Source organism: Aeromonas sp. s4 (assembly GCF_040907855.1).
Classification (GTDB): domain Bacteria; phylum Pseudomonadota; class Gammaproteobacteria; order Enterobacterales; family Aeromonadaceae; genus Aeromonas; species Aeromonas caviae.
The window spans coordinates 70519-97513 of sequence record NZ_JBFOCP010000053.1; the positions used below are offsets into that span (position 1 = coordinate 70519).

Annotated in this window: 22 protein-coding genes; 8 read left to right on the forward strand and 14 right to left on the reverse strand. The window is 62.6% G+C overall.

Annotated elements, in window-relative coordinates; genetic code table 11:
- Nucleotides 1-44: 44 nt before the first annotated feature.
- Nucleotides 45-545 (forward strand): transcription/translation regulatory transformer protein RfaH, encoded by a 501-nt coding sequence (rfaH, locus tag AB5Y89_RS18150; RefSeq protein ID WP_010673182.1) that lies wholly within the window; start codon nucleotides 45-47, stop codon nucleotides 543-545.
- Between the two features lie 167 nt (nucleotides 546-712).
- Here rfaH and AB5Y89_RS18155 read toward each other — a convergent pair whose 3' ends face one another.
- The 6 genes from AB5Y89_RS18155 to arcB form a co-directional block, all read right to left on the reverse strand.
- On the reverse strand, nucleotides 713-2689 hold the full coding sequence (locus AB5Y89_RS18155; protein ID WP_039040956.1) for a methyl-accepting chemotaxis protein: 1977 nt from the start codon (nucleotides 2687-2689) through the stop codon (nucleotides 713-715).
- Between the two features lie 37 nt (nucleotides 2690-2726).
- Nucleotides 2727-3938, reverse strand: coding sequence for an EAL domain-containing protein (locus AB5Y89_RS18160; RefSeq protein WP_124245406.1), 1212 nt, complete (start codon nucleotides 3936-3938; stop codon nucleotides 2727-2729).
- Nucleotides 3931-8205: a transporter substrate-binding domain-containing protein gene (locus AB5Y89_RS18165; protein WP_368224242.1), complete on the reverse strand. Its 4275-nt coding sequence runs from the start codon at nucleotides 8203-8205 to the stop codon at nucleotides 3931-3933. Before AB5Y89_RS18165 ends, AB5Y89_RS18160 begins: the two co-directional genes overlap by 8 nt.
- 144 nt (nucleotides 8206-8349) lie before the next feature.
- A complete protein-coding gene (locus AB5Y89_RS18170) occupies nucleotides 8350-8553 on the reverse strand; it encodes a hypothetical protein (protein WP_368224243.1) in 204 nt (67 codons plus the stop codon).
- 293 nt (nucleotides 8554-8846) lie between these two features.
- On the reverse strand, nucleotides 8847-10223 hold the full coding sequence (gene dgt, locus AB5Y89_RS18175; protein ID WP_368224244.1) for a dGTPase: 1377 nt from the start codon (nucleotides 10221-10223) through the stop codon (nucleotides 8847-8849).
- Nucleotides 10224-10252: 29 nt separating this feature from the next.
- Nucleotides 10253-12565, reverse strand: coding sequence for an aerobic respiration two-component sensor histidine kinase ArcB (gene arcB / locus AB5Y89_RS18180; protein WP_368224245.1), 2313 nt, complete (start codon nucleotides 12563-12565; stop codon nucleotides 10253-10255).
- Between the two features lie 202 nt (nucleotides 12566-12767).
- On the opposite strand from arcB, the gene AB5Y89_RS18185 reads away from it, so the two are divergent.
- Nucleotides 12768-13766, forward strand: a complete 999-nt coding sequence (locus tag AB5Y89_RS18185; protein WP_324037141.1) for a DUF2860 family protein — start codon at nucleotides 12768-12770, stop codon at nucleotides 13764-13766.
- A gap of 61 nt (nucleotides 13767-13827) precedes the next feature.
- On the opposite strand, the gene AB5Y89_RS18190 is transcribed toward AB5Y89_RS18185, so the two are convergent.
- From AB5Y89_RS18190 to AB5Y89_RS18205, 4 genes are all read right to left on the reverse strand, one after another.
- Nucleotides 13828-14520, reverse strand: coding sequence for a DUF3334 family protein (locus AB5Y89_RS18190; RefSeq protein WP_029313837.1), 693 nt, complete (start codon nucleotides 14518-14520; stop codon nucleotides 13828-13830).
- A gap of 118 nt (nucleotides 14521-14638) precedes the next feature.
- A complete protein-coding gene (locus AB5Y89_RS18195; RefSeq protein WP_048208798.1) occupies nucleotides 14639-15085 on the reverse strand; it encodes an HIT domain-containing protein in 447 nt (148 codons plus the stop codon).
- 73 nt (nucleotides 15086-15158) lie between these two features.
- On the reverse strand, nucleotides 15159-15782 hold the full coding sequence (locus AB5Y89_RS18200) for a DUF2057 domain-containing protein (RefSeq protein WP_368224246.1): 624 nt from the start codon (nucleotides 15780-15782) through the stop codon (nucleotides 15159-15161).
- 74 nt (nucleotides 15783-15856) lie between these two features.
- Nucleotides 15857-16759 carry a LysR family transcriptional regulator gene (locus AB5Y89_RS18205; RefSeq protein ID WP_042016837.1) on the reverse strand — a complete coding sequence of 301 codons (903 nt, stop codon included), beginning with the start codon at nucleotides 16757-16759 and terminating at the stop codon, nucleotides 15857-15859.
- Between the two features lie 97 nt (nucleotides 16760-16856).
- On the opposite strand from AB5Y89_RS18205, the gene AB5Y89_RS18210 reads away from it, so the two are divergent.
- Entirely contained in the window at nucleotides 16857-17459 is a 603-nt protein-coding gene (locus AB5Y89_RS18210; RefSeq protein WP_041211120.1) for a short chain dehydrogenase, read from the forward strand.
- Between the two features lie 124 nt (nucleotides 17460-17583).
- Here the strand turns inward: AB5Y89_RS18210 and AB5Y89_RS18215 are convergent, their stop codons facing one another.
- The 3 genes from AB5Y89_RS18215 to dapA form a co-directional block, all read right to left on the reverse strand.
- Complete coding sequence (locus tag AB5Y89_RS18215) at nucleotides 17584-18687, reverse strand: phosphoribosylaminoimidazolesuccinocarboxamide synthase (protein ID WP_010673169.1); 1104 nt, start codon at nucleotides 18685-18687, stop codon at nucleotides 17584-17586.
- A 169-nt stretch (nucleotides 18688-18856) separates the two neighbouring features.
- Nucleotides 18857-19975, reverse strand: coding sequence for an outer membrane protein assembly factor BamC (gene bamC / locus AB5Y89_RS18220; protein ID WP_029313833.1), 1119 nt, complete (start codon nucleotides 19973-19975; stop codon nucleotides 18857-18859).
- On the reverse strand, nucleotides 19968-20855 hold the full coding sequence (gene dapA, locus AB5Y89_RS18225) for a 4-hydroxy-tetrahydrodipicolinate synthase (RefSeq protein ID WP_029313831.1): 888 nt from the start codon (nucleotides 20853-20855) through the stop codon (nucleotides 19968-19970). Before dapA ends, bamC begins: the two co-directional genes overlap by 8 nt.
- Nucleotides 20856-21043: 188 nt before the next feature.
- Here dapA and AB5Y89_RS18230 point away from each other — a divergent pair, with 188 nt between their 5' ends.
- The 3 genes from AB5Y89_RS18230 (at nucleotide 21044) to AB5Y89_RS18240 (ending at nucleotide 22760) form a co-directional block, all read left to right on the forward strand.
- A complete protein-coding gene (locus AB5Y89_RS18230; RefSeq protein ID WP_010673166.1) occupies nucleotides 21044-21577 on the forward strand; it encodes a glycine cleavage system protein R in 534 nt (177 codons plus the stop codon).
- 23 nt (nucleotides 21578-21600) lie between these two features.
- Nucleotides 21601-22065, forward strand: a complete 465-nt coding sequence (gene bcp / locus AB5Y89_RS18235) for a thioredoxin-dependent thiol peroxidase (protein WP_368224247.1) — start codon at nucleotides 21601-21603, stop codon at nucleotides 22063-22065.
- Nucleotides 22066-22259: 194 nt separating this feature from the next.
- Nucleotides 22260-22760, forward strand: a complete 501-nt coding sequence (locus tag AB5Y89_RS18240) for a YfbU family protein (RefSeq protein WP_039040945.1) — start codon at nucleotides 22260-22262, stop codon at nucleotides 22758-22760.
- 52 nt (nucleotides 22761-22812) lie between these two features.
- Here AB5Y89_RS18240 and yfbV read toward each other — a convergent pair whose 3' ends face one another.
- Nucleotides 22813-23253 (reverse strand): terminus macrodomain insulation protein YfbV, encoded by a 441-nt coding sequence (yfbV, locus tag AB5Y89_RS18245; RefSeq protein WP_029313829.1) that lies wholly within the window; start codon nucleotides 23251-23253, stop codon nucleotides 22813-22815.
- 301 nt (nucleotides 23254-23554) lie between these two features.
- Here yfbV and AB5Y89_RS18250 point away from each other — a divergent pair, with 301 nt between their 5' ends.
- Nucleotides 23555-24757 carry an acetate kinase gene (locus tag AB5Y89_RS18250; protein WP_010673162.1) on the forward strand — a complete coding sequence of 401 codons (1203 nt, stop codon included), beginning with the start codon at nucleotides 23555-23557 and terminating at the stop codon, nucleotides 24755-24757.
- A gap of 70 nt (nucleotides 24758-24827) precedes the next feature.
- Nucleotides 24828-26981: a phosphate acetyltransferase gene (gene pta / locus AB5Y89_RS18255; protein ID WP_041214580.1), complete on the forward strand. Its 2154-nt coding sequence runs from the start codon at nucleotides 24828-24830 to the stop codon at nucleotides 26979-26981.
- Nucleotides 26982-26995: the final 14 nt, after the last annotated feature.

Genomic DNA, 26995 nt, shown 5'->3' on the forward strand with positions numbered 1-26995 from the left:
GTTATCATAGCCAGAAGCACGGCAACACGAAAAACAGAACAACAATGAAAAAATGGTATCTGGCCTACTGCAAACCCAAGGAAGAGGCCCGCGCCCGCGCCCATCTGGCAGCCCAGGGCGTTGAATCCTATTACCCCATGGTCGAGATTGAAAAACTGCGGCGAGGCAAGCGCGTGCCCCAGCGCGAGCCCATGTTCCCCAACTATCTCTTCATCTACGTGGATCTGGAAGAGGTCACCCCGGTCACCCTGAAATCGACCCGGGGCATCAGTCGCATCATCCACTTCGGCAAGGAGTGGACCCCCGTCAGCAGCCAGCTGATCTACCGGCTCATGAGCCGGGATGACAGCGACGAGGCGCGCGCCAGCTATGCCCGTCTGCCGACCCAGGGAGACAAGGTACTTATCGAATCCGGTCCCCTCGCCGGGTTTGAAGCCATCTATCTGGAGCCGGATGGCGAAAAGCGGGCCATCCTGCTGGTCAACCTGCTCAACCAGGAGACCTGCAGCAGCTTCGAAAACCAGGCCTTCCGCCGCCTGGAGTGACCCGTCCTACCGGCAGAAAGAGCCACAGGGCAGTACACAAGGCGCCATCCCCCTGCTTCCGAACGGTCAGGACCGCACCTGCGTCGTGCATCCTTCCACCACCAGGTTTTCGGGCCGAAAAAAACGGGGCAGACCCAGAGGTCTGCCCCGTTTTTCTCTCCCTTGCGTCAGGCATCCAGTTCGAAGCGGCTGATGGCCGATGTCAGTCTCCCCGTCTCCCGGGTCAGGCGGGCGGCGATCTGCTCCCCCTGCTGGCCATGCTCGCTGGACTGATGGCTGAGCCCAGCAATCTCCTCCACCGTGCCCGCCACCTCCTGCGCCGCCCTTGACTGCTGCTCGGTGGCGGTGGCGATGGCGGCAAGCTGGCCGCTGAGATCCTGCACCAGCGTCGCCATCGACTCCAGGGTCTCGGTCACCGAGGCCACGGCGCCGCGCCCCTGCTCCACCAGCAGGGTGCCGCTGCCCACGGTATCCGCGGTCTCCCGGGTCTGCTGCTGGATGCTGGCAATGGTCTGGTTGATCTCCATGGTCGATGCGCTGGTGCGGCTGGCCAACTGCCTCACTTCATCGGCCACCACGGCAAATCCCCGTCCCTGCTCACCGGCCCGCGCCGCCTCGATGGCCGCATTGAGTGCCAGCAGATTGGTCTGCTCGGCGATGGTGGCGATCACTTCGGTGACCCTCCCCACTTGCTCGCTCTGGCTGCTGAGCTGCGTCATCGCCTGGTTTGCCTGGGCAATCATGGCACCAATCTGCGCCATGGTGGTCCCCATGCGGGCGAGGGCCTGCTCTCCCTCCCTTGCCTGTTGCTCGGTCTGGCGAGCCGCTCCCGCCGCGTCCGCAATGTTGCCCGCCACATCCCGGGTACTGACCGACATCTGCTCGATGGCGGCTGCCACCGCATCGAGCCGCTGATTCTGGCTCGCCAGATCATCCACGATGGCATTGGTGGTCTGGCCCACCTCGCGGCCAGCCCCTTCCACCTGACCGACCGCCCCCTGGATCTCCCCCACCAGCTCGCGCAACTGTGCCGACATCCGGTTGATGGAGCCCGTGAGCCCTCCCAGCTCATCCTGACGAAGCACGGGCAAGGGGGTGACGGGGAGGCGGCCATCGGCCACCAGGCCCGCCCGTTTCACCAGGCTGGCGATGTCCCGGGTCAGGCGCCGGCTGAACAGCAGGGCCACCAGGGTGCCCAGCAGGATGACGCTGGTGGTGGCCAGCAGCAGGGTGCGGTGAATGGTCTGACTGGCGGCCGCCATCTCCCCCGCCATCTTGTCCACCTCGGCACGGGTATGGGTCACCTGGGTCGCCAGCTGATCCGCCAGCCGGGTCAGGGCGGGCTCTATCTCGGTGGCCATCAGGTGGTTGGCCCTGTCCCAGTCCGGGGCCTGGCGCTTCTCGATCACCTGACCGACCAGCTCTGCAAAGGGGGCTGACATCTCTTCAAAGAGCGTCCAGAGCCCCTTTTGTGCCTCGGTGAAGTTGGCCTCCTGCTGTTTCAGCTCGGCCACCCGCTGCTGGTGGAACTGGTAGTAGTCCCGATACTTGTCCAGGTACTCCTTCTCCCCCGAGATGAGGAAATCCCGCAGGGCGGAGAGCGCATTGCCCAGGCTGTTGTAGGCATCCCCCACCTGCTTGAGCAGCAGGCGCCTGTCACCGGGCAACGTCGCCTGGGGCGTCGCCACCTCTTCATTGGCAAAAGACTGCAACTGATCGAGGGCCGACTCCGCCAGGGGGCCGGCCTCCAGCAGCATCAGGGTGTGGGCGGGCAGGTTCTCTTCGGTGTGAGCCAGGGCCCACACCTGTGACTGTGCCCCCTTGAAATCCTTGAGAGCCCGGGTCAGGTCGGGGGTGAAACGCTGGCGATCGATGGCGTGCCAGGCCTCTTCCCACTCCTGCTTGATGCGATCACCCTGTGCCGGATCCTTGCCGAGGATGAGATAGGCCCGCAGGGATGAAACGGTGGCAATCAGGGCTTTCTGGCTCGCCTCGTCCCGCTGCAGGGCGGGCAGGGCCTGGGCCAGCAAGGCATCTTGCGAGCCTTCGATCCGGCCGAGCTGATGATAGACAAGGGCGGAGGAGAGAATGATGAGCAGGTTGATAAAACAGAAGCTCAACAACAACTTGCTTGATATTTTCATGGCCATCCTTGGAATTCGTCGGGCATCCTGCCCGGGATTAGCGTCTGATGAGCGCGGGCAAACGAGCCCGCCAACCCTGATGCCATCCCATCAGCTCCTCGCGGGGCATGGGACGGGCGGAGAAGAAGCCCTGGCATTGATCGCACCCCAGCTTCGCCAGCAATTGCCAGGTCGCCTCATCTTCGACCCCCTCGGCCACCGATTTCAAGCCCAACTTGCGAGCCAGCTCGATGCTGGACTCGATGATGGCTAGGCGAGAGGGATCTTCATAGCAGCGATCCACGAAGGATCTGTCCAGTTTCAACTCGGTAAAGGGGAGCAGGGCGAGCTGCTGCATGGAGGAGTAGCCGGTCCCGAAATCATCGATGGAGAGACCAAAACCGTGCATCCGCAAGCGGGTCAGCACCTCCAGCGACTTGCCGAGATCCTTGACGAAGGCGCTCTCGGTCACTTCGAGGGTGATGAGCTCGGGGTTGATGCTCCAGCGCTGGCAGTGGCTAAGCAGGGTGTTGCACAGATCCCCCTCGATGAGGGAGGTGGTGGAGAGGTTCATCGACAGGTTCAGGGAGAGCCCGGTCTTCTCCCACAGGTGGCCGTCCCGCAGCGCCTTGCCGATGATCACCTCGGTGAGCGGGTCGATGAGCCCGTTGTGCTCCGCCAGCGGGATGAAACGGGCCGGCGAGATGAGGCCATATTCGGGGTGCTGCCAGCGGGCAAGCGCCTCCATGCCGAGCCACTCCCCATTGTGAAAACCCACCTTGGGTTGATACCAGGGCAGCAACTGGTCCTGATCCAGCGCCCGGCGCAGCTCATCCAGGGTCAGGTGATAACCATCCTCTTCCTGGCTGCGCACCTGCTGGGGCCGCCAGGCACCGATGAGCTGCGCGATCTGCTGGGGAGACGCGGGTTTCTCGATGCGCCCCAACACCTGCAGGCCATAGGCCCGGCTCATGCGCAGCACGGCATCGACCACGTCATCCTCCAGGGCGCTGCACAGCACAATGCCGCCGCGGAACCCGCCAAGGGAGAGGCGGCGCAGCAGCGCCATGCCATCCATGCCCGGCATGCGCAGATCGCAGAACAGGATGTCGACCCTGTGGTGCTGGCACTGTGCCAGCGCCTCCTCCCCGTCCTGCGCCTCCAGCAGGTTGCCGTAGCCCAGTCCGCGGATCTGGTGCATCAGGGCCTTGCGCTGGAAGTTGTGATCCTCCACCACCATGATCGCCAACTCATGCCGTGCGCTATTCATCGAGCCATAACCCCGTTTCACCTCTGATAGAGTCCATCAATGCCTGTACCGCCCTGGCCAGGTCATCGAGCTTGTCCAGTTGTTTCAATCTGGCCGCCGCCTCCAGCCGGGCCGCCTCCTCTGCCAATGCCTGCTGTCCTACCATGCGCGCGGCCCCCTTGATGCGATGTGCCGTCTCCACCAGCGCCTGGGTATCCTGGCTGGCCAGCGCCAGCCTCATGTCCTCGCCATCCTGCTCGTTGGCTTCCAGGTATTCGCTGGCCATGCTGCGAGCCACCGCCTCATCCCCGAACAGGGTCAACCAGCTTATGCCTGGCAGCTGAACCCTGGCTTGCCGGGGCGCCTCCGAGGCGAGCTGTTCTTCCTGAGTCGGCAACCAGCGTCCCAGGGTCTGGCTCAGGGCATCCAGGCTGTAGGGCTTGAACAGCATGTCGTTCATGCCGGCATCACGCATCTGTTGGCTCGCCTCCTCAGAGGTATCGGCCGTCACCCCGATAATGGGAGCACTGTCCCCGGCATCCCGCAAGGCTAGCGTGAGGGCATAGCCATCCATCACCGGCATGTGGCAGTCGGTCAGCAGCAGGGCGAAGTCCTGCCCCTGCCAGGCGCGCAGCGCCTCCTCGCCATCTTCCACCACCTCGGATTCAAGCCCCAGGATAGCGAGCTGTCTCGTCAGCAATGCCCGGTTGACGGGGTGATCATCCGCCACCAGCACCCGCCCCCTGAGCTTCTCCCCCTCCATCCCCATCGACTGGCTCGCCTGCTGGTTGAACAGTGACTGGCAGGTTTCCAGCAACAGATCGGGGTAGAGAGGCGATTGTCCCAGTCGCCACCAGGCGTCGCCCCCCATGCGCCCCCGCAGGGCCTCATGGGGAGAGAGTACTATGCCCTTGAGGTTCGAACGCTGCAAACAGGCCAGCCAGTCACTGCCAAGGGCCTGTTCCAGGTGATTCTCCTGCGCCAGCAGATGCCCCTCGAGGGGCTGCTGCCAATGGTGTGCCTCCATGCGAACCAGTCTGGCGCCCAGCCTGGCCATCACCGATTCCAGCCCCTCATCCTCCCCAAACCACCACCATACCTGACCGGTCAGGGGCGGCGCTTCCCACTGGCACTCGGCCAGGGGCAGCGTGAAGGTCACGCAGGTGCCCATTCCGGGGGTACTTTCCAGGGTCAGGCTCCCCCCCATTTTCTGGGTGAGTTGATGACAGATGGCAAGCCCAAGCCCGGTGCCGCCAAACCGGCGGTTGGTGTCGGACTCCACCTGCTTGAACGGGATGAAGAGGGTGCGCTGCTGCTCCAGGGCGATGCCGATCCCGGTATCCCGGACCCGGAAGGCCAGCCGGTCGTCTTCATAATCCACCTGGATGGCGATCGCCCCTGCCTCGGTGAACTTCACCGCGTTGTTCAACAGATTGGAGATCACCTGCCCCACCCTTATCCCGTCAATGCAGGCCAGATCCGGCACCGTCTTCCCCCACCGCAGCGTCACGTTGAGCCCCTTGCCATAGGCCAGGGCCGCATGTCCCCGGATGACATCGCAAATCACCGAGGTCAGGCGGCAGTGATGGGGGTGCAGTTGCAACTGCCCGGCTTCCATCTTGGAGAAGTCCAGGATGTCGTTCACCAGATAGAGCAGATGGTTGGTGGAGGTCGAGATATTGCGCAACATGTAGCGCTGATCGTCGTCCAGCGCACTCATTTGCAGCAGCTCCAGCATGCCGTGCATGCCGGAGATGGGAGTGCGAAGTTCATGACTCATGGTGGCGAGGAAGCGGCTGCGCGCCTGGGTCGCCTCCTCCGCCACCCGCCTGGCCTGGCGCAGCTCCAGCTCCTGGCGCTTGAGCTTGGTGATGTCCTGCACCACGCCGTTCAATATGACCCCTTCAAGCCCCTCCTGGTGAACGAAGTGACCACGGATCTGCAAATAGCCCGCCTCCCCCTGGCGCCGGATCTCCACCTCGAGATCCAGCGGCTGCATGCTCAGGGCATGACGATCCACCGTGGCCACGAAGTCCTCGTGCGCCTTGCCTGTCAGCCCCAGGATGGAGGCACCGGTGACCGCCATGCCGACCAGGTCCTCTTCGACCCCCACCATCTCCCTGACCCCTTGCGAGGTGTAGAGGAAGTGCCCCTTGCCCGGCCCAAGCCAGTGATACTGATAGACCAGACCCGGCATGCTGTCGGTGATCTGGGTCAGCCGGGTCTGCGCCTCCTGGGCCGCAAACCGCGCCTGCTCCAGCTCGGTCACGTCGGTCAGCACGGTCAGGATCCCGAGCCGCTTGTCATCGGGCCCCGCAAAGAGCCGCTTGGTGTATATCATCTGGTGCAGGCGATCGTCATCAAACCGGATCTCGCCCCGGCCATGGAGCTCCTCTCCGCTCTCCCAGACGCTGGCATCCTCCTCCATCACCCTGGCACGGATCGACTCGGGCAATCGATCCTGGAGCAACCGCTCATAGGAGCCCGTCAGGTTCTCCCCGCCGAGAAACATCTGCCGGTACGCCCGGTTCGTCATTGCCACTTCATAGCGCTCGTTGGTCAGCACCACCTGGTTGGGCAGGGCATCCAGCATCATCTGGACAAACACCAGCTGCTCCTCGAGCCGCCGCTCGGCCTCCCGCCGCTGGCTGATCTGGCGGCGCAGCGTCCGGTTCCAGCCCATGAACAGCAAGAGGCAGAGCAGGAAGATGCCGCCGCCAAGGGAGGACCAGAGCAGCACCGTCTTCGGATCCAGTCCCGTCTGTATGGTCAGGGAGAGCCACTTTTTCTCCAGGGCGGAGAGCTCGTCGGGGGGAATGGCGATCAACACCTTGGTGAGGATCTGCTGCAGCATGGGGTCCTGCAACTGGGTCGCCATGGCGATGGGTACCCGCAGGTCGCTGCCGGAGAAGACCACCTGGTAGCGGTCGCTGAATCCCTTTTGCAACGACTGCTCCAGGGTGGTGGTGCTCATCAGCACATAGTCGACCTTCTGCTGGTCCAGCAGGGGCAGCAATTCGGCATCGCTGGCCACCGGCACGGCGATGGCCCCCACCTCGTTCAGCAAGACCTGCTCCACCGAGCCCCCTACCATGCCCACCCTGTGCCCTTTCAGTGCCCTGGCGGCGGTGAGCTCGGCCATCCCCTGCCTCGCCACGACCACCCGGTTGATCGACGCGTAGTTGGGGGTAAACCGGGCAAACTGCTGACGCTCCGCGGTGGGAGTCATGGCCGGGATGAGATCCAGCTTGCGATCCTGGAAGAGCGCCATGCTCTGGGCCCAGCTCCGGGTCGGCACCAGGGTGAACTGGAGCCCGGCACGCTGGCTCATCAGTGTCAGCAGATCGGCAATGAGCCCCTTGAGCCGCCCCCTGTCGTCCACCTCGCTCATCCCGGGCCAATCCGGGGCAACCCCGTAGCGGATGACCGGATGTGCTTGCAACCACGCCTGCTCCTGCGGATTGAAGACGATCTCCCTGCTCCTTTTCACCAGGGCATAGTCGAGGATATCCCCCGCCTCCAGAATGGCGCGACGCTCGAGGGGAGAGATATCCTCGAGGGCCCGCTCCAGCAATCCCTGCAAGACATCATTCCTGGGCGCCACGGCCATGGCGAGGGAGGTATCCCTCATCCAGTCGATCCTGGCCAGCGCCATGCCCGCCATGGCTTGCAGCCTGTTCAGCATGGGCAGCTCGGCCAGGTAGGCATCCGCCTTGCCCTCCTTGAGCATGAAGATCGCCTCGTCCCGGCTGTCGGCCGTGATCAGGTTCGAGATCCCAAGGCGCAGCAGCTCATCGCAGGCGCTGACACCGAAGACGCAGACCCAGCGCACCCCATAGGCCTCCTCCAGGGAGAGGCTCTCCCGCCCCCCCGTCAGCAGCACGGCGCGGGGCAGTGCCATCAGCTCGGAGGTAAATTGCATCTGCAGGGTGCGGGTCGGGCTCGGTGCCACCCCGATCAACATGTCGACCTTGCCATCCAGCAAGGCCTGCTGGACCGCCGCATTGTTGGCATAGGCACGGTAGCGAAGGCTCACCCCCAGCCTGGCTGCAATCTGGGAGGCGAACTCATCCAGGGGGCCGGTGAAGTTGCCGCGCCCATCGGTATAGACATAGGGTGGCCAGGCCGCCGAAGGCATGCCGACGACCAGTTCATCATGGGTGGCAAGCCAGTGCAGTTCGTCCAGGGTGAAGTTGCTCTGGTCCAGTTGCGCCGGCGCAGCCGCAACCATCAGGCTCCAGAAAGCCAGACCACATAGCAGGATGAGACGACAGCAGCGGCGGAACATTATCAACTCCCATACGAAACGGAGGGGGATCATAGAGTGTTTGGCGCAATGTGCGACAACTAAATTGAGACAATGCTCATCAGGAAAGAAAAATGGCAGGCCCAGGCCTGCCATCCACCAGGTCGGGGGCCATGCCCCCTCCCATCAGGTTATTCGGTTCCCGAGCCGGAAACCGGTTTGAAACTCCCGCTCACGGATGTGGGCGATCTGCACTTCCTTGCCTTCCAGCCCGATGTCTTTGAGCAGGGCAGGCGAAAGGTGCAGGTAGCTGACGCGACGCTCCAGCCAGGTGATCCTTTTTTGAACCAGGGTCTCTACGTGGCGCAGCAGGGCGAGTTCGATAGACATAATATTCTCCAGTTGAACGTGCGGTTCCCCCGGAGAGAGGTGATCACCCTGCGGGACAACCGCGGGTGATGAAAAAAGCAGGTGTTACCTGTCCCCTCCACGCGGCAAATAAAGAGCACGAGTCTTCGCGCTGCCAGAGCAGCGATCGAACGCAACGTTGAACATGGAATGTTGCATGGTCGTCTCCTTACCGTGTGAAAGTTGAACAAGTTGCCGCAGTGTAAAAAAACACCGAATTTTACGCAATATCTCTCCCACCCATATGGGTGGAATGCGGCCAAAAAGAGGTTCAGTCAAATCCCTGACAACAGCCGGAACTCCTCCAGCGCATAGGTATCCGTCATGCCGCTCACATAATCGAGCAGCAGCCGCACCCGGTAGTACCACTCCTGCTCGCTCTCCTTTTCGAAACGGGGATCCCGGCTCGCCACCGCCAGTCGGTACGCCTTGAGGTGGCGGGCAGAGAGGCGGTGGAACAACCGCCGGGCGAAGAAGAGCTCGCTCCCGCCGTTGCCTGCGAGCAGCCGCTCGAACTGGCTGGCAGGCAGGGCCAGCAGGCAGGCGTAGGTGGAGAGCACCCCGCGCAGGGCGGCATAGCCTTCCAGCTCCAGCGCCTCCACCTCCGGGCGCATGAACACCAGCTCGCGAGCCACCCGTTTGAGGGTATCGAGTACCCGGGCTGCCGGAGCCTGACCGTGCAGCAGCGCCTGGGGATAGGCCCCGCTCAGGATCTGATCGTGCTCGGCCACATAGGTATGGGCGGCCAGCGCCACCAGATCCCGGGTCAGATGCTGGCGAAAATGGGGGAAGAACCCCCGACCGGAGGCAAGCGCCTCATCGAGCAGGTCGGCCATGTAACCGCCCTCGTCCGCCTCGCGCAGAGCTGCCAGCAGCTCGCTCTGGGTGAGGATGCGCCTGTCCACCGCATCCTCGAGATCGGCGATGCAGTAAGAAATGTCGTCCGCCGCCTCCATGATGTAGACCAGCGGATGACGGCACCCCTCGGCCAGCCCCAGGCTCTGGCCGAGGGCACGATAGAGGGGTTGTTCGCTGAAGAAGATGCCGCGCTTGCTGGTCCAGCCGTGGTGCTGACCATAGCCCTGGGGATGGTGCAGGCCCGGCAGGGGCTGCTGCGGGTATTTGCACAGCGCCGCCAGCTGCCCCAGGGTGAGGTTCAGCTCATGCAGGCTGTGCACCAGTCGCAGGCTCTGGGCATTGCCGTCAAACACCAGCAGATCCTGGCGAAGGGTTGCCCACTGGGGGCTCGGCAACTCGTCGTGGGCACGGGAGAAGAGGCCGTCCAGCTCCTGGGCAAGCCACTGACTCATCACCTGCTCGCCGAAATGGCCAAACGGCGGGTTGCCGACATCGTGCAACAGGCAGGACATCTCCACCAGATTGATGAAGGCCCCCTCGCACACCACTCCGGCTGGCAACGCCGCCAGGATGCGGCGACTGATCTGGCGACCGGTCTCCTGTACCTCCAGCGAATGGGTGAGGCGGCTGCGCACCGAGGCTTTCACATCGAGCGGGAAGACCTGGGTCTTCTGCTGCAGGCGGCGCACCGGCGCCGCCTGCACGATGCGGGTGCGGTCCTGCTCCGTCGCCTCCAGCAGGTCTTCGTCTCCCCAGGGGTGAATGCGCTCGGGGGGGATCAAACGGTCATACATGTCGTGGCTCCTTGCCTGAGGCGTCGTGTCTACGAGAGCAGCCAGCGCCGCAGGCGGGCGATGTCACCCGGGTATTCCCGGCGCAGGGTTTCAATCCAGTCTTCCACGTTCTCCCACCAGGCGGGGTGATCCGGGCTCTGGATGAGCTGGGCCGTCTGCTGCAACCGGCGCAGGCCGATGGAGCCCGCCGCCCCCTTGATCTTGTGGGCCTCCTCCACCACACCGGCCTGATCCCTGGCAATCAGGTTGGAGTCGAGCACCGCCATGTAATCCGGCATCATCTTCTCGAACAGCTCGACGCTGGAGAGCAGCACCGGCTTGCCGACCGTGCTGGCGTAATCGGTGAGGAAGGGCAGATCCAGCAGGGCATCCTGATGGTGGACATCGTCCTGCTCGTCCGCCTCGTCCCCGGCGAGATCCGCAAACAGGTGGCCTATCACCTCCCGCACCGCCTTGGAGCCCAGCGGCTTGTTGATCACATCCTGCATGCCGTGATCCCGGTAGTACTGGCGATCGCCGGTGGCGTTGGCGGTGAGCGCCACCATGGGGGGCAAGCTGTCGCCGTAGCGCGCGAGCAGTTGCTCCGCCACATCGAACCCCGTCATGTCCGGCAGCTGGATGTCGAGCAGGATCAAGTCGAAATCATCCGGGTTGGCCATGGCCAGCGCCTCTGCACCATCCCGCGCCACCTTGACCTGATGGCCGAGCTTGTTCAGCAGGGCGCAGGCCACGGTGACGTTCAGCTCCACATCCTCCACCAGCAGGATGTCGAGGGAGGGCATCTCTGGCTCCGGGGCTGCGGCCCTGGGCTCGACGCAGTCCACCTCCAGCTCGGCGGTGAAGCAGGCGCCTTCGCCCGGGTCGCTGTCCACATAGAGTTGACCGCCCATGGCCTGCACCAGCTGGCGGGAGACCGCAAGGCCGATGCCGGTGCCGGTGGCGTGCTTCTTGCCCTGCACCTGATAGTACATGGCGAAGATCTTCTCCTGCTGGGCGCGGGGAATGCCCACCCCGGTGTCTTCCACCTCGAAGTGCAGCGCCAGCTTGCCCGGTTCATCAGCGGCGTGGGCGAGACAGCGTATGGTGACGCCCCCTTCATCGGTGAACTTGACCGCATTGCCCACCAGGTTCCACAGCACCTGGCGCAGCCGGGTGCCGTCCGCCATCACGAACTGGGGCATGTCGCCGTCCCGGTCGAAGTGCAGGTAGAGCCCCTTCTGCTCCGCCTGGATGCGCGACAGCGTCTCCAGCTCGTCGAGGAAGGCGGGCAAATCCAGCGGAGCCGGCGCAATCTCCAGCCGGCGACGGTCGAGCTTGTCCAGATCGATGATGTCGTTGAAGATGTTGCCGAGCGTCACCGCGCTCAGGTGGATGGTCTTGAGTTGCTGCTGCTGTCTGGCATCGAGGGGCGTATCCATCAGCATCCGGCTCAGGCCGACGATGCCATTGAGCGGGGTGCGCAGCTCGTGGCTGATGGTGGAGATGAAGGTGGTCTTGTCCCGACTCGCCTTCTCCAGCTTGTCCTGGTACTGCTTGCGCTCGGTGATGTCGCGACCAAAGCCGAGCAGGCCGAGCCGCTTGCCGAAGCGGTCGAAGAAGGGCACCTTGCGCAGCTCGAAGTAGGCCTTGCGGCCATCGGGATACTCCAGCCACTGCTCATAGGTGAGCGGCTCGTTCTGGGCGAAGACCTGCTTGTCGGTCTCCACCACCTTGCTGGCGATGTCGTGCTTGTAGACATCGAACGGGGTCAGGCCGATGAGTTCCGCCTCCACCTTGCCGGTGAGCTCCTCCATGGCGCGGTTGCAACCGGAGAACTGCTCGTCCTCGTTGCGGTAATAGACCAGATCGGGGGAGCAGTCGATGAACGAGCGCAAGAGGGCGGTACGCTCCCCCAGATGCAGCTGGGCCTTCTCCCGCTGGAACACTTCGTTTTCGAGATCCTCGATGGCTTGCTGGCGCAGGGTCTCGGCCCGGTTGGTCTCGGCGATCTGGGCATTGAGGCGGCTGATGTTCTCCTGCAACTGGCTGTTGAGCTCGAGATCCCGCTCGCGCATGTCTTGCAACTTGCGCACCATCCGGGTCAACCGCTGTCGGGAGTCCTCCAGCTGATCCACCACGATGGAGAGAAAATAGACGGCCCAGGGGGTCACCAGCAGACCGAAGAAGACAGAGCGCACCAGGTCGACGATGTCCACGGTGCCGCGCAAAAACAGGGTCACCCCCATCTGGATCGAAACGGCCAGCACTATGATGGCGGTGGCCAGGAACATGCTGAAGCGCACCAGTCCCAGCTTGGTCATCAGGTCGACGTAATATTGCGCCCAGGATTTGATCTGCTTCATCTCGTTGTTTTCTCCCCTTTTCTTGCGCAAACAGGATACCAGTACGGCGCCATGAACTCTTGTCCGTCGCGTATTCAATTATTGATTAACGTCACACTCCGGCTGGGGTAGCATGCCTGCCATGCCTCAGTCAGCACCGGTTCCACCGGAATACCGGGGCACACTGTCACCCTTCTCATTCGTTATGTCAGGAGCATACCCGATGCGAAATCATGTTCTGTTGAGCCTTGGCCTGCTGGTCGCCACCACCGCCCACGCCGATCTGGGGGAGATCCCCCGCCAGACCGGCTGGTCCGGTTTTCTGCTGGGCGGAGTCAATGCCGGCAGCCACAAGTCCAACTTCTATGCCGGTGACGACAGCAACAGCCGTATCGATGATCTGGGCTCCCCCGGCCGCGAAAGCGGTCTGAGCCCGCTGCTCAATGCCGATATCCGCTACACCTTCGCCGATACCCGCACCCAGGTCTTCCTCGGCAACCTCATCCAGGACGCGGTGCGCTTCGACTTTACCCAGCAACTCGGTCTGCGCCAGGAGATGGGTGACAAGGGTATCGTCGCCACCTCCCTGGTGTTCAACCTCATGCCGGTGGAAGTGTGGAGCGATCCCTTCGCCACCGGCGTGGACCGCAGCGCCACCGATCTCACCTCGAAAGGGGTGCGCTTTGCCTGGGACAGGATCTGGGGCAGCAACGTCTACGCCACCCTGACCAGCCGGGAAGTGGAGCTCGACGAGGAGCGCAGCGGCCAGCAATATGACCTGACCCACGGCACCCACTACGCCTCCATGCTGAGCCGCAACGGCAAGGTCCACGACCTGGCTGTCTCCTACCAGTACCACTTCGGCGGCGACCAGCTGCTGGAGCCCGCCTTCCTCTACAAGGAGGCCCGCCTGGACGGGAGTGCGGAGAGCTTCAAGAATACCGGTCTGCAGCTGACCTATGCCAAGCGCACCTCCCAGTGGTCCATCGTGAGCAACCTCTACGCCGGCAAGCGCAAGTATGACGAGGCGAATCCCCTGTTCGGCCAGCGCGCCGATGCCAGCGAGTTCGCCCTCAATGGCACCTTCTTCTGGCACAACCTGTTCGGCATCAAACCCCTTGCCGCCACCTTCACCGCGGCCTACTCCAGCGCCGACTCCGACATCGACTTCTACGATGCCGAGGCGCTTCGCTTCAGTACCGGGCTGCTTTACAACTTCTGACCCGTACCAAGCAAGGAGGCCACCCCCGGGGTGGCCTCTTCATTTGCACAACCCTCGATCATCAGATGCCGAGGGAATCCAGCAGATCGTCGTGCTCGTTGCTCGCCGGCGCGGCCGCCGGTGCCGGTTTGGCTGACTGCTTGGCCTGAGCGATCAGCTCGTCGGGATCCACCTCCTCCTGCACGCCGCCATCATGGATCCGGATAAACTCCGTCTTGTCCATGGCCAGCTCCAGATAGAAGATGTTGTTGCTGGCGGTGAAGAAGGTCACCCGGCGGGTCTCTGGATTGTCGAGGTTGGTGTCGACGCTCAGCATCACCTGCTTGTTGAGCGCCAGCATTTTGGGCTGGTTCTGGGTGATGTGGGTCTGCAGCTCGCGCCCCACCTTGGTGGTGAAGCTGCCGACGATCTGGTTCATCAGCTCGCCCATGACGTTGCTCACCTCGTCCGAGGTGTGGGAGATGGCAAGATCCTCCTTGGAGAGCCCCATGCTCAGCATGTAGCTCTGGTAGAGCTCCATGGCCGCGGCGGCGGAGAAGTTGATCACCACCAGCCCGGAGAAGCCGCCGTCAAACAGCACGAAACAGCCGATGTCAGGCTTGAGGCAGGTCTTGCTGATCCGCTGCACCATGCCGGAGAAGCGCACCTGGGTCTGGGTCGCCGCACTCAATACGCTCGTCACCGAATTGCACAGGCTCAGCAGTACGTCCTCTGTGGTCAATACGGCATCATCCTCGGATCTTGTCACTATCATGGAACCTTCCTGCTGATCGAAATAATGGGGCTGTCACTCGTGTCGCCCATGTCACCATGCACCGGCGCGATACGCTAACAGATTGCGTGATCCCGGTGCCCAAAGCGCGAGCCACCTCTCACTTGACTGGATTATCAGTCAGAAATGGCTGAAATCCATCCAGGGTAGCCAGACGGCTTTGCCAACTGGCAGCCGCCCCTTGCAAGGCCTGCTCCTCATAGGGAATGGCGGGACAGGCACCCCAGATGGGACCGGGCCAGGCCGCATCCGAGCTGAAGCGGGCCACGTGGTGCAGGTGCAGCTGAGGCACCAGATTGCCGAGGGCCGCCACGTTGATCTTGTCCGGGCCGAGTGCCCGCTCCATCAGGGTGGCGACGGCGCAGGACTCCTGCATCAACTGCTGTTGCTGCTCGGGGGCCAGATGATGGATCTCCCGCAGGTTGGCGACCCGGGGCACCAGAATCAACCAGGGATACTGGCTGTCTTTGGCCAGCAGGACGCGGCACAGGGGCAGATCCCCGAGTATCCGGGTATCCGCCTGAAGGCGGGGGTGCAATTCAAACATGGGGGCCTCGCTGATCAACATGGGCACATCGGGAATCAAAGATGTGCCCACGTTACTGCAACGGGGAGCAAACTTAAAGGCGCGGCACGGCCCAACCGATGAAGCGCTTGCGAAGCGCGGGGTCCGCCTGCAGGAAAAGCTGTTGCAACTGCCCTTCCAGGGCGCTGGCCGGCACGGAGGAGGCCCGGGGCGTCGCCACGGCGGCCGCAGTCACATCCGCCGCACCGGCGAGCACGGCAGGCCCCTCGCCACGGTTGTACTCCATCAGCCTGGCATGCCAGTCCATGCCGATCTGCATCCCCTGCACCATCAGCGTATCCTGGCGCACCTCGAGGGGCTGCTCCCCCGCCACCAGGCCCAGGACAGGGGCCCTGGCGTAGCGTTCCATCCCGGCCTCGTCCGCAGGCACGGGAGCCTGCAGGCGCACCGACTGCCCGCGGGCCTCATAGCGAAGCACCTGAGGCTCGGAGCGAACCTGGCGATCGTTGTCGCTGCTGTTGCGACTCGGGATCACCCCCTCGTAGCGCACCAGCAGTTGCTGCTCCCCGTCGGCCAGCACGGCATGCTGCTCGTCCTGCACCTTGCCGGCGCTCACCGCCAGGATCTGGAAATCCCGGGGCACCTCGACCCTGACCTCGGCCTGCACACCGCCGCAGCACAGCAGCGCAACCCCTGCCCAACCCTGATGACGCTTCATTCCCTGACTCTCCTTTCGCGATGAAGGGCGCAGGGTAGCAGCCCCAGATGACAGAAAAATAACGGGATGCAGGCTCACCCCAGCAGATAATGGGGCCGCTCGGCAAACCACTGGGCCAGCACCTGCTTGAACAGCCGGATCTTGCGCGGCACCCGGCGCTGCTGGGCGTGCAACACATGGATCGGGTGCAGGCCGGTCTGCCACTCCGTCAGCACGGCCACCAGCTCCCCTCGGGCCAGGCTGGCCTCCACCAGCATCAGTGGGCACTTGGCAAAGCCCATGCCCGCCCGGGCCAGTTGCAGCAGGGTGCTGTAGTGGTTGGCCCGCACTCGCCCCTGCACCAGGATGTGCGCCTCCTCCTCCCCCTGGCGAAAATGCCACTGCTCCCAGTCCGGGTTGTGGCCCTGCAGCAGGCAGGAGCGCCCCCCCAGCTCATAGGGAGTGGCGGGGATCCCCTCTCGCGCCAGCAGGGCGGGGCTTGCCACCACCACATCCTTGAGCCTGCCGAGCGGCAGGGCCACCAGGTTGTCGGGGATCAGCTCCATGGCCCGCAGGGCGATGTCATTCTCCCCCTGGCTCATGTCGATCATGGCATTGGTGAAGTTGAGCTCGACCTGGACGCCGGGGCACAGTTCGGCAAAACGGGCGAGCAGCTCGCTCACCATGCGGTCCCCCGTGCTGACCGGGCAGGTGAAGCGCAGGCGGCCGCTGTCCTCCTCGGTCAGGGCGCGGATCCCCTCCTCCGCCTCCCGGGCCAGGGCAAAGATCTCGCCGGCCTGCTGGTGAAGCACCCTCCCCGCCTCGGTCAGGCTGAGTCTGCGGGTCGTGCGCTGGAGCAGCTGGGCATTGAGGGCGGACTCCAGGGCGCTGACATGGCGGCTCAGCATCCCCTTGCTCACCCCCAGGGCATCGGCAGCGGCGGAGAAACTGCCCCGCTGCACCACTTCATAGAAACTGGCCAGGTGAGTGATATCCATCATTAGCTCCAATGTGGAAACAATGGGTTCATCATAAGCGCTTTTTCTCCCTTTTTATCCCGCTATCATCAACTCATCTCAACCAGGAGCGATAGATATGAAGATTGTGATTGTGGGTGCCTCCGGCACCATTGGCGCCGCCGTCAGCGAACTGCTTGCCCAGGATCACCAGGTGATCCGGGTCGGTCACAGCCAGGGGGATGCCAGAGTGGACATGCGCGACCCCGCCTCCATCAGGGCGCTCTTCGAGCAGGTCGGATCCTTCGATGCCCTGGTGGTCGCCAGCGGCAGCGTCGCCTTCAATGCCCTGACCGAGATGACGGACGAGCAGTGGCAGGTGGGGCTTCAGAGCAAGCTGATGGGCCAGATCAACCTGACCCGGGCCGCCATTGCCCACCTGAGCGACCGTGGCTCCATCACCCTCATCAGCGGCATTCTGAGCGAGGAGCCCATCCACTGGGGGGTGAGCGCCACCACCATCAACGGTGCCATCGAGCACTTCGTGAAAGGGGCCGCCTGCGAGCTGCCAAGGGGCATTCGCATCAACGTGGTGAGCCCCACCGTGCTGGAAGAGTCCATGGGCAAGTATGCCGACTTCTTCCCGGGCTTCGTGCCGGTACCCGCCGCCCGGGTGGCCCAGGCCTACAAGAAATCGGTACTGGGGGTACAGACCGGTCAGATCTTCCGGGTCAATGGCTGAGCGCTCCGGACAACCCAATGAAAACGGGCCCCGTCATGGGGCCCGTTTTGTCATCTGCGTTGCAAACGCCTCCCCTGCCACCGGCAAACGTTTGTGCCGCCTGCGGCAAAAAAAGCGGTCGGCCTCAGTCGATCAGGCCGTACTGCTCCCGCAGTACCTCGATGATCTCCTGCTTCGGATTGGCACTGCGTACCAGCGGCTGACCGATGATCATCTCGGCGATCCCCACATAGGTGCGGGAGATATCCATCATCACCTCGGTGGGCAGCTTGTTGTCCCGGGCCAGGGCGAAGCGCTCGGGCATGCGGTTCTTGTTGAGCAGGATGTCCGGATCCGGGAAGTGGTTCAGCAGCCACTGGCGGAAGCCCTCTTTGGACTTCTCGATGATCTCGCCGCCGCGAAGGGCTGCGCCGTCCCAGATGCGGGAGCTGTCGGGGGTGCCCACTTCATCCATGTAGATGAGCTTCTCGCGACCGGCGGCATCGGTCACGTAACCGAACTCGAACTTGGTGTCGACGAAGACCTGATCCAGGGCAGCCAGCGCCTCGCTGATGACGTTGAAGCCCTCTTTGAGCAGCGCCTCGTAGCGGTCGATGTCCGCCGGGGAGCGGAAGCCGAAGGCCTGATGGTGGCGCTCGATGTCGCCGCGGGAGACGTTGACGTCGTCCGCTTCCGGCACGCCATCCAGCCCCTTGAGGATCCCCTTGGTGGACGGGGTGATGAGGATCTCGGGCAGCTTCTGATCCTTCTTGAGCCCTTCCGGCAGGGTGATGCCGCAGAATTCCCGCTCACCATCCTTGTAGGCACGCCACATGGAGCCGGTGATGTACTGGCGGGCAATGGCCTCGATCATCACGGGACGGGCTTTTTGCACGATCCAGACGAAGGGGTGCGGGATGTCCAGGATGTGGCTGTCCGCCAGCCCCTGCTCCTTGAACAGCTTGAACCAGTGGCTGGAGATGGCATTGAGCGCCGCACCCTTGCCCGGCACGCCGTTCAGACCGTCCACCCCTTGCCAGATGCAGTCGAAAGCCGAGATGCGATCACTGATCACCATGAGGGCCAGGGGCGTATCGGCCGGCACATCATAGCCTTTCTCCCGAATGAGCCGGGCACTGTCTGCCGGGGTCAACCAGTAGACGCTGCGCACTTTGCCGGAATGGACAGGTTTATCGGTACGGATCGGCAAATCGTCGTTCACCGCCAATACTTGATCTGCAAGACTCATGGCTAATAACACTTCCTGTTGTGGGACTAGTTAGGCAGGGGCACCAGACCCCTGTCTGTGGGGGATTCACATCATCAGGTACTCAGGCCCGGGGCAACCGGCTCGGCACGCTGGCCCTGCGGCAACCCGGACATAACAAAACAGGGGCGCGAGGCCCCTGTTTCCATGCTTACTTCGCCCCCTGATCGGCCAAGCCCTTGGCAAAGGCCTCGGACAGGCTGATGTACATCTGGGAGATGACACCGGATGCGACAGGCTTCTTGTCCTTGTCGAACAGGGTGATGGAGGTCTTGCCACCCGTCATCTCGCCGAGCTGGAAGCGATACTTGTCTTCCTCGAGCTTGAAGGGCTCCGCTCCCTTGGCCTTCCAGAACTCGCTGTCCGGCTCGTCGTACTCCACGTCGATCCAGCCCAGGGACTGCTGGGTGTCCTTGATGGTGAAACCATAGGCAGGCAGCACCTGATTGAGGCGGCGCCACACCTGGTCAAACGACCCTTCGGCAATCCAGGCGCTCAGCTCGTTGTTGTCCAGACCCAGCTCCAGCCCCATGCCATCGCTGGACTTGTGCTGTTCACGGGCCTTGAGCTGCTTGTCGTAATAGAGGGAGAACTGGTTCAGGGCGCGGGTAGCATAACGCTGGGCGTCCGCCGGCGTCAGCACAGTGCTGGTCTCGCCGTCGATGGTCTCTTCATGATCCAGCACCCGTACCGACATCTTGATGGCATGGCGCTGCACATCGTTGCGCAGGGTGAACTGGTAACGCTGACGGATCTTGAAGTCATCGTCATCTTCCGCCCAGCCATCGAGCACCGCTGAGTTGTCAAACCAGCCGGTCTGCAAGACGCCGTCCTGCTGGTCCAGCTTCTCGGTGGTGACCTTGTGTTCGGCCAGGAAATTCATCAGGAAGGCCCAGGTATCGCGCTCCACGCTCTGGGAGGTGCTGAGGGCATAGAAGGCGACGGTCGGCTCGCTGGCATTGGCCACCACCTGGCTGCCGGGCACCACGGTGAGCAACTGGGCGGGCGGACGCACGTCCACCTTGGCCCCGAGGGCGCCCTCACGACTGCTCTCGGGCAGGGCCGGAATGTCGAAATTGCTGTTAAAGGCGGGGGTACTCAACCCGGCGGGCACAAGGAAGGCGCGGCCTTCGAGGCGGCTCTCTTCATACTCGAAGCCACGGTTGGCCATTTTGCGTTCCTGGGGTGAGCTGCAGGCAGCCAGCACGGCCACCGTCGCGACACTCAGTACCAGGCGCACTGCATTTCCCTTTCCATTTGCTTTAAACACTCGCCATCAACTCCGCAGTCGTCAGTGCTCGCGCCATCGCCGCTTCCCCCTCGGGGGTGAGATCGGTCAGGGGCAGACGCAAGGTCGCCGTCGCCATCAATCCCAGCCGGGCACAGGCCCATTTCACCGGGATGGGACTCGGTTCACAGAACAGAGTCTGATGCAACGGCATCAATCGATTGTTGATGTCATGAGCCTGCCCGGCATCACCGGCCAGGGCAGCACGACACATGTCGGCCATCTGGGGCGCCGCAATATTGGTGGTGACCGAAATGACACCATCGCCCCCTTGCAGCATAAAATCACATCCGCTGGCGTCATCGCCACTATAAAGCGCAAAATCCGGCCCGCACAGTTCGCGCAGCAGCGGGGTACGGCCAAGATCGCCAGTCGCTTCTTTCAAACCTATGATGCCGGGCACCTTGGCCAGACGGGCCACCGTCTCCGGTTTGAGGTCACAGCAGGTGCGACCGGGCACATTATAGAGAATTTGAGGCAGACCACTAGCCTCGGCGATCGCACAATAGTGACGATAGAGGCCTTCCTGGGTGGGTTTGTTGTAATAGGGGGTAACCGAGAGACCCGCCACCACGCCCATGGTGGCGAAACGCCGGGAAAGGGCGATGGCGTGAGCAGTGTTGTTGGAGCCGCAGCCCGCGATGACGGGAATGCGTCCGGCGGCGTATTCCACCGTCTTCTCAACCACGGCGATATGTTCCTGCTCGCTCAGGGTGACCGACTCTCCCGTGGTTCCCACGGCGACGATGGCGCTGGTCCCGGCATCCACATGATATTCCACCAGCGCTGCCAGACTGACCCAATCGATGTCGCCCGAGGGCAGCATGGGGGTAACGAGCGCAACAATACTACCGCGTAACATGGATAATTCTCCCGATTTTCAGGGGCGTAATGGTAAAGCTGCCCCTTTTGAAAAACAAGGGAGGCACGGGACAAGCCGTGTTACCATCCGGCACAAAACGTATGAATGCACGAGCGCACAAGAGGCCTCACGGCAGGGTGCCGGCACCCGCGGTCAACGCATTCTCAATAATGGACGAGAGACGATTTATGACTCACTACCTGGTCGTAACGGCCATCGGCACGGACAGGCCTGGCATCGTCAATGAGGTGACCCGTCACGTCAGTGGCTGCGGTTGCAACATTGTCGACAGCCGTCTTGGCATCTTCGGCAACGAATTCACCTTCATCATGCTGCTGTCCGGTGACTGGAACAGCCTGATGCAACTGGAAATAAGCCTCCCACTGCGCAGCCAGGAGTGGGATCTCATCACCATGATGAAACGCACCGAGCGCCACCACTCCCTGCAATATGACATCAGCGCCAGCGCAGAGGTGCTGATCCGGGATCAGCCGGGCATCGTAAGTCAGTGCACCCAGTTCTTCAGCGATCACGGCTGGGACATCCAGGCCATGCAGACCATCACCCTGGAACAGCAGCCCTTCAACCTGCTCAAGGCGAACTTTCAGTTGAATCTCTCCAAGCAGGGAGAAGAGCCAGGCTCGAAGACGGCCTTCGCCGATTTCTGTCGTGGACTGGGCGCCGAGTCGTTCGAATTCATCGTCAATCACAAGTACGCCTGACGGCGTTTATCCGAGGAGACCCCATGTCACCACTAGAAGCTGGTACCCAGGCCCCCGATTTCTCCCTCTCCGATCAGGACGGCAATCAGGTACGCCTTGCCGACCTGCGCGGCAAAAAAGTGCTCATCTACTTCTATCCCAAGGCGATGACCCCGGGTTGCACCACCCAGGCCTGCGGTCTGCGCGACGTCAATAGCGAGCTGGCTGCCCTCAATGTGGTGGTGCTCGGCATCAGCCCGGACAGCGCCAAGCGCCTGAAAAAGTTCGAGGAGCGCGACAACCTCAACTTCCGCCTGCTGGCCGATGAGGATCACGCGGTGGCCGATGCCTTTGGCGTCTGGGGCCCGAAGAAGTTCATGGGCAAGGAGTATGACGGCATCCATCGCCTGAGTTTCCTCATCGATGAAGAGGGCAAGGTTGCCCATCGCTTCGACAAGTTCAAGACCAGCGATCACCATCAGGTGGTGCTCGACTTCGTCAAGGGGTAAGCCACCAGCGGCATTGTTGCAGGGCTCGCCATGGCGGGCCCTGCTCGTTTCACCACGGCATCAGCCCCCACTCTCTGGCTGCTCACCAGGGCGCCTCCTCCCCCTTTTCTCGCCAACCTCCCCTCTCAGATCAAAAAATTCATCCTGGATATGGGTTAACGTGACCCCAGATTCATTTTCCAGCGAGACAGCCCATGAACATGAGCCACACCGAACGCCTGATCCTGAGCAACCAGTACGAGATCCTGGCCAAACTCAATCCGGAAAAGGCGGCGTTTTACCAGCGTGCCAGCACCATCGTCGAGCGCGGCTACTGCCTGCAGATCCTCGAGCTGGAGAAGAGCTTCGGCCATCTGGATCTTGCCACCTGCCAGGAGGTGCTGGACACCCTGGAGCTGCACCATGCACTGGCCATCTCCTGGGGCAACCTGGATGCCAGCGCCCGGGCCGATGTCAACGAGAGCCGCCTTGCCTTCAACGGCTACAGCCGCAGCCAGGAGCGGGAACTGGCGGATTACGTCTGCTTCCTGCTGGAAGTGGACAAGCGCTTCCCCGAACTGCCCTGCCCCTGCGACGAGCTCTCCAGCGACATCGCCATGCGGGACAAGTACCAGCGCATGCTGGCGGTCTGGCGTCAGTGCCCCCGTCAGTACAAGCTCTCCATCCAGGAGATCAGCAAGGTGCTGGCCGCCTGAATGTGAAAAAGGCGCCTGAGGGCGCCTTTGTCGTCAGTCTGACTCCGGAAAGTCATTCGTAGAGGAAGGATTTGTCCAGCTGCTTGAAGGCGGCGTTGAGGGTATCGGCCAGCTCTTCGTAGCGGGGACGGGCCACCAGCTGACGTTGACCGCCCTGCTCGTTCATCTTGCCGTTTATCTCCCGATACCAGGTGGCGAGGGAGGGGGGCAGCCGGGTATCGGCGCGCTGGCCGAGCCAGTAGTACCCTTGCAGCGGCAGGCTGAGCAGGAAGAGCACGGACGCCATCACGGAGGGCCAGTAATGAAGCTCGCCAAACTGGAACTGCACCATGACGCTGAGCACCGCCAGTGCCGGGATCACCTTGAGGGCGAATTCGGTGGCCTTGATCACCCGATTCTCCGGGAACATGGAATTAAGCTCGGGACGGCGCGGCCAAAGAGTCATATAATGACGGCCTTGCTGTAATTTAGTTCCAAAAATGTTCATGCTCATGCTACCTCCGAGCTCTTTTCGAACGCATTAACGGCAAAACCTCGACAATATTTGAGAGGCAATAACAAAGGTTGAGGATGACTTTGTTATTTTTCAACAATCAGGTTATCCTTTGTACGCCCATTTTTACGCTGGGGCACGGCCACTGACCAGTCAGGGACGTCTGAATTTCGGGTCTTGTATCACTATACAAGGGGCAAGCAACAGATTGCCAACCCTCATAAGGATAAGTTGATAGTTTTTGGACGCACCGCGTCCGGCGCATCCTCCAACCCAACCCAATCTGCGATAGGATTTATTCATGAGTAAGCTGGTTCTTGTTCTTAACTGTGGCAGCTCGTCCCTGAAGTTTGCTGTCATTGACGCAACCACCGGTGATGATCTGCTGTCCGGCCTGGCCGAATGCTTCAACCTCGACGACGCCCGCATCAAGTGGAAGCTGAACGGCGAGAAAGGCAACGCTGATCTGGGTGCCGGTGCCGCTCACCAGGAAGCGCTGGACTTCATCGTTCACAAGATCCTGCCGCTCAACCCGGAACTGTCCAAGAACCTGATCGCCATCGGCCACCGCGTGGTACACGGCGGCGAGCGTTTCACCTCCTCCGTTCGCATCTGTGATGACGTCATTGCCGGCATCGAAGCCGCCATTCCTTACGCACCGCTGCACAACCCGGCTCACCTGATCGGTATCCGTGCCGCCCTGAAGGTCTTCCCGGAACTGGCCGAGAAGAACGTCGCCGTGTTCGACACCGCCTTCCACCAGACCATGCCGGAAGAAGCCTTCCTGTACGCCCTGCCGTACAAGCTCTACAAAGAGAACGGCATCCGTCGCTACGGCGCCCACGGCACCAGCCACTACTACATCAGCCTGGAAGCGGCCAAGCAGCTGAACAAGCCGGTGGAAGAGCTCAACATCATCAACTGCCACCTGGGTAACGGCGGCTCTGTCTGCGCCATCAAGAACGGCCAGTCCGTCGACACCTCCATGGGCCTGACCCCGCTGGAAGGCCTGGTGATGGGTACCCGTTCCGGTGACATCGATCCGGCCATCATCTTCTTCCTGCACGACAAGCTGGGCATGAGCGTCGCCGAGATCAACACCATGCTGACCAAGGAATCCGGCCTGCAGGGTCTGACCGAAGTCACCTCCGACTGCCGTTTCGTTGAAGACAACTACGACAGCAAGGAAGAAGCCAAGCGCGCCATGGACGTGTACTGCTACCGTCTGGCCAAGTACATCGGTGCCTACGCCGCCGCCATGGACGGTCGTCTGGATGCCGTGGTCTTCACCGGCGGCATCGGCGAGAACTCCGCCCCGATCCGTGAGATCACCCTGAACAAGCTGGGCCTGCTGGGCTTTGACGTCGACCACGACGCCAACCTGAAGGCTCGCTTCGGCAAGGGCGGCGAGATCACCAAGGCTGGTTCCACCAAGGCCCTGGTTATCCCGACCAACGAAGAGTGGGTCATCGCCCACGACGCGCTGGAACTGGTCGGCGCATAAATTAGCTGTAGAGCAAGGCCGCCCCAGGGCGGCCTTTTCCTGATCCCAAAAAATGAACAAGGGGTAATAAGTGGCACGCACTATTATGCTCATCCCGGTCGGCACTGGTGTCGGCGTAACCTCCGTGAGTCTTGGCGTCGTTCGCGCCATGGAACGTCACGGTGTCAATGTCAGCTTCTTCAAACCGGTCGCCCAGCCGCGTCCGGGTGAAACCGGTACCGAGCGCTCCACCGCCGTGATCCGCGCCGCTGCCAACATCAACCCGCCCGAGCCGTTCGCCCTCTCCTACGCCGAGAACATGATCACCTCCAGCAACACCGACATCCTGCTGGAAGAGATCGTGGCCCGCTTCGAAGAGCACGTGAAGACCAGCGGTGCCGAAGTGGTGGTGATCGAGGGCCTGGTGCCGACCGACAAGCAACCCTTTGCCAACAAGCTGAACTACGACGTCGCCAAGGCGCTGGACGCCGACATGGTGTTCGTGACCCATCCGGGCAACGACTCCAGCCAGAAGCTCAAAGAGCGCATCGAGCTGGCCTGCTCCAACTTCGGTGGCGTCAACAACCCGCGTATCGTGGGCTGCGTCATCAACAAGGTGGGTGCCCCGGTTGACGAGCACGGCGTGACCCGTCCCGACCTGACCGAGATGTTCGAAGCGCACCACCACGGTGCCGATACCGGCCACAACCTGGAAGTGCTGCAAGTCTTCGGCAAGAGCCCGCTGCGCATCCTCGGCTGCATCCCCTGGAACACCCAGCTGATCGCACCGCGCGCCAAGGATCTCGCCAAGCACCTTGCCGCCAAGATCATCAACAAGGGTGAGCTGGAAAGCCGCCGCCTGCAGACCGTGACCTTCTGTGCCCGCTCCATCCACAACATGATCGAGCACTTCCGTCCAGGCAGCCTGCTGGTGACTTCCGGCGACCGCTCCGACGTCATCGTCTCCGCCTGCCTGTCCGCCATGAACGGCGTCAAGCTGGGTGCCCTGCTGCTGACCGGCAACTACCACCCGGAACCCCAGGTGATGGCACTGTGCCAACAGGCCATGGCCACCGGTCTGCCGATCATGATCACCGGCACCAACACCTGGCAGACCGCCGTCAGCCTGCAGAACTTCAACGTCGACATCCCGGAAGATGACCGCGAGCGTATCGAGCTGGTGCAGGACTACGTTGCTGGTCACATCGACAAGCACTGGATCGAGTCTCTCTCCGCCAAGTCCACCCGTTCCCGTCGCCTGAGCCCGCCGGCTTTCCGCTATCAGCTGACCGAACTGGCCCGTCAGGCCAACAAGCGCGTCGTGCTGCCGGAAGGGGAAGAGCCGCGCACCATCAAGGCGGCCGCCATCTGTGCCGAGCGCGGTATCGCCCGTCCGGTGCTGCTGGGCAACCCGGACGAGATCCGCCGCGTCGCTGAACAGCAGGGCGTGGTACTGACCGACCGCGTCGAGATCATCGATCCGGTTGCCGTACGCGAGCGCTATGTGGCTCGTCTGGTCGAGCTGCGCAAGAACAAGGGCATGACCGAAGTGGTTGCCCGCGAGCAGCTGGAAGACAACGTGGTACTGGGTACCATGATGCTGGAGCGCAACGAGGTCGACGGTCTGGTGTCCGGTGCGGTGCACACCACTGCCAACACCATCCGTCCGCCGATGCAGATCATCAAAACCGCCCCGGGCTCTTCCCTGATCTCCTCCATCTTCTTCATGCTGCTGCCGGATCAGGTGCTGGTCTACGGTGACTGCGCGATCAACCCGGACCCCACTGCCGAGCAGCTGGCCGAGATCGCCATCCAGTCCGCCGACTCCGCTGCCGCCTTCGGCATCGAGCCGCGCGTGGCCATGATCTCCTACTCCACCGGCACCTCCGGCGCCGGCGCGGACGTGGAGAAGGTGCGTGAAGCGACCGAGCTGGCCAAGGCCAAGCGTCCCGACCTCATCATCGACGGCCCGCTTCAGTACGATGCGGCCATCATGGAGAACGTCGCCAAGTCCAAGGCACCGAACTCCCCGGTTGCCGGCAAGGCCACCGTGTTCGTGTTCCCGGATCTGAACACCGGTAACACCACCTACAAGGCGGTACAGCGCTCCGCCGAGCTGGTCTCCATCGGCCCCATGCTGCAAGGCATGCGCAAGCCGGTCAACGACCTCTCCCGTGGCGCCCTGGTGGACGACATCGTCTACACTATCGCCCTGACCGGCATCCAGGCAGCCCAGGCCGAGTAATCGACCCGCAGTCC

Bases quoted from the DNA above. Each gene is read 5' to 3' on its own strand.
- rfaH (WP_010673182.1), top strand. From the start codon at position 45: ATGAAAAAATGGTATCTGGCCTACTGCAAACCCAAGGAAGAGGCCCGC.
- AB5Y89_RS18155 (WP_039040956.1), bottom strand. From the start codon at position 2,689: ATGAAAATATCAAGCAAGTTGTTGTTGAGCTTCTGTTTTATCAACCTG.
- AB5Y89_RS18160 (WP_124245406.1), bottom strand. From the start codon at position 3,938: ATGAATAGCGCACGGCATGAGTTGGCGATCATGGTGGTGGAGGATCAC.
- AB5Y89_RS18165 (WP_368224242.1), bottom strand. From the start codon at position 8,205: ATGTTCCGCCGCTGCTGTCGTCTCATCCTGCTATGTGGTCTGGCTTTC.
- AB5Y89_RS18170 (WP_368224243.1), bottom strand. From the start codon at position 8,553: ATGTCTATCGAACTCGCCCTGCTGCGCCACGTAGAGACCCTGGTTCAA.
- dgt (WP_368224244.1), bottom strand. From the start codon at position 10,223: ATGTATGACCGTTTGATCCCCCCCGAGCGCATTCACCCCTGGGGAGAC.
- arcB (WP_368224245.1), bottom strand. From the start codon at position 12,565: ATGAAGCAGATCAAATCCTGGGCGCAATATTACGTCGACCTGATGACC.
- AB5Y89_RS18185 (WP_324037141.1), top strand. From the start codon at position 12,768: ATGCGAAATCATGTTCTGTTGAGCCTTGGCCTGCTGGTCGCCACCACC.
- AB5Y89_RS18190 (WP_029313837.1), bottom strand. From the start codon at position 14,520: ATGATAGTGACAAGATCCGAGGATGATGCCGTATTGACCACAGAGGAC.
- AB5Y89_RS18195 (WP_048208798.1), bottom strand. From the start codon at position 15,085: ATGTTTGAATTGCACCCCCGCCTTCAGGCGGATACCCGGATACTCGGG.
- AB5Y89_RS18200 (WP_368224246.1), bottom strand. From the start codon at position 15,782: ATGAAGCGTCATCAGGGTTGGGCAGGGGTTGCGCTGCTGTGCTGCGGC.
- AB5Y89_RS18205 (WP_042016837.1), bottom strand. From the start codon at position 16,759: ATGGATATCACTCACCTGGCCAGTTTCTATGAAGTGGTGCAGCGGGGC.
- AB5Y89_RS18210 (WP_041211120.1), top strand. From the start codon at position 16,857: ATGAAGATTGTGATTGTGGGTGCCTCCGGCACCATTGGCGCCGCCGTC.
- AB5Y89_RS18215 (WP_010673169.1), bottom strand. From the start codon at position 18,687: ATGAGTCTTGCAGATCAAGTATTGGCGGTGAACGACGATTTGCCGATC.
- dapA (WP_029313831.1), bottom strand. From the start codon at position 20,855: ATGTTACGCGGTAGTATTGTTGCGCTCGTTACCCCCATGCTGCCCTCG.
- AB5Y89_RS18230 (WP_010673166.1), top strand. From the start codon at position 21,044: ATGACTCACTACCTGGTCGTAACGGCCATCGGCACGGACAGGCCTGGC.
- bcp (WP_368224247.1), top strand. From the start codon at position 21,601: ATGTCACCACTAGAAGCTGGTACCCAGGCCCCCGATTTCTCCCTCTCC.
- AB5Y89_RS18240 (WP_039040945.1), top strand. From the start codon at position 22,260: ATGAACATGAGCCACACCGAACGCCTGATCCTGAGCAACCAGTACGAG.
- yfbV (WP_029313829.1), bottom strand. From the start codon at position 23,253: ATGAGCATGAACATTTTTGGAACTAAATTACAGCAAGGCCGTCATTAT.
- AB5Y89_RS18250 (WP_010673162.1), top strand. From the start codon at position 23,555: ATGAGTAAGCTGGTTCTTGTTCTTAACTGTGGCAGCTCGTCCCTGAAG.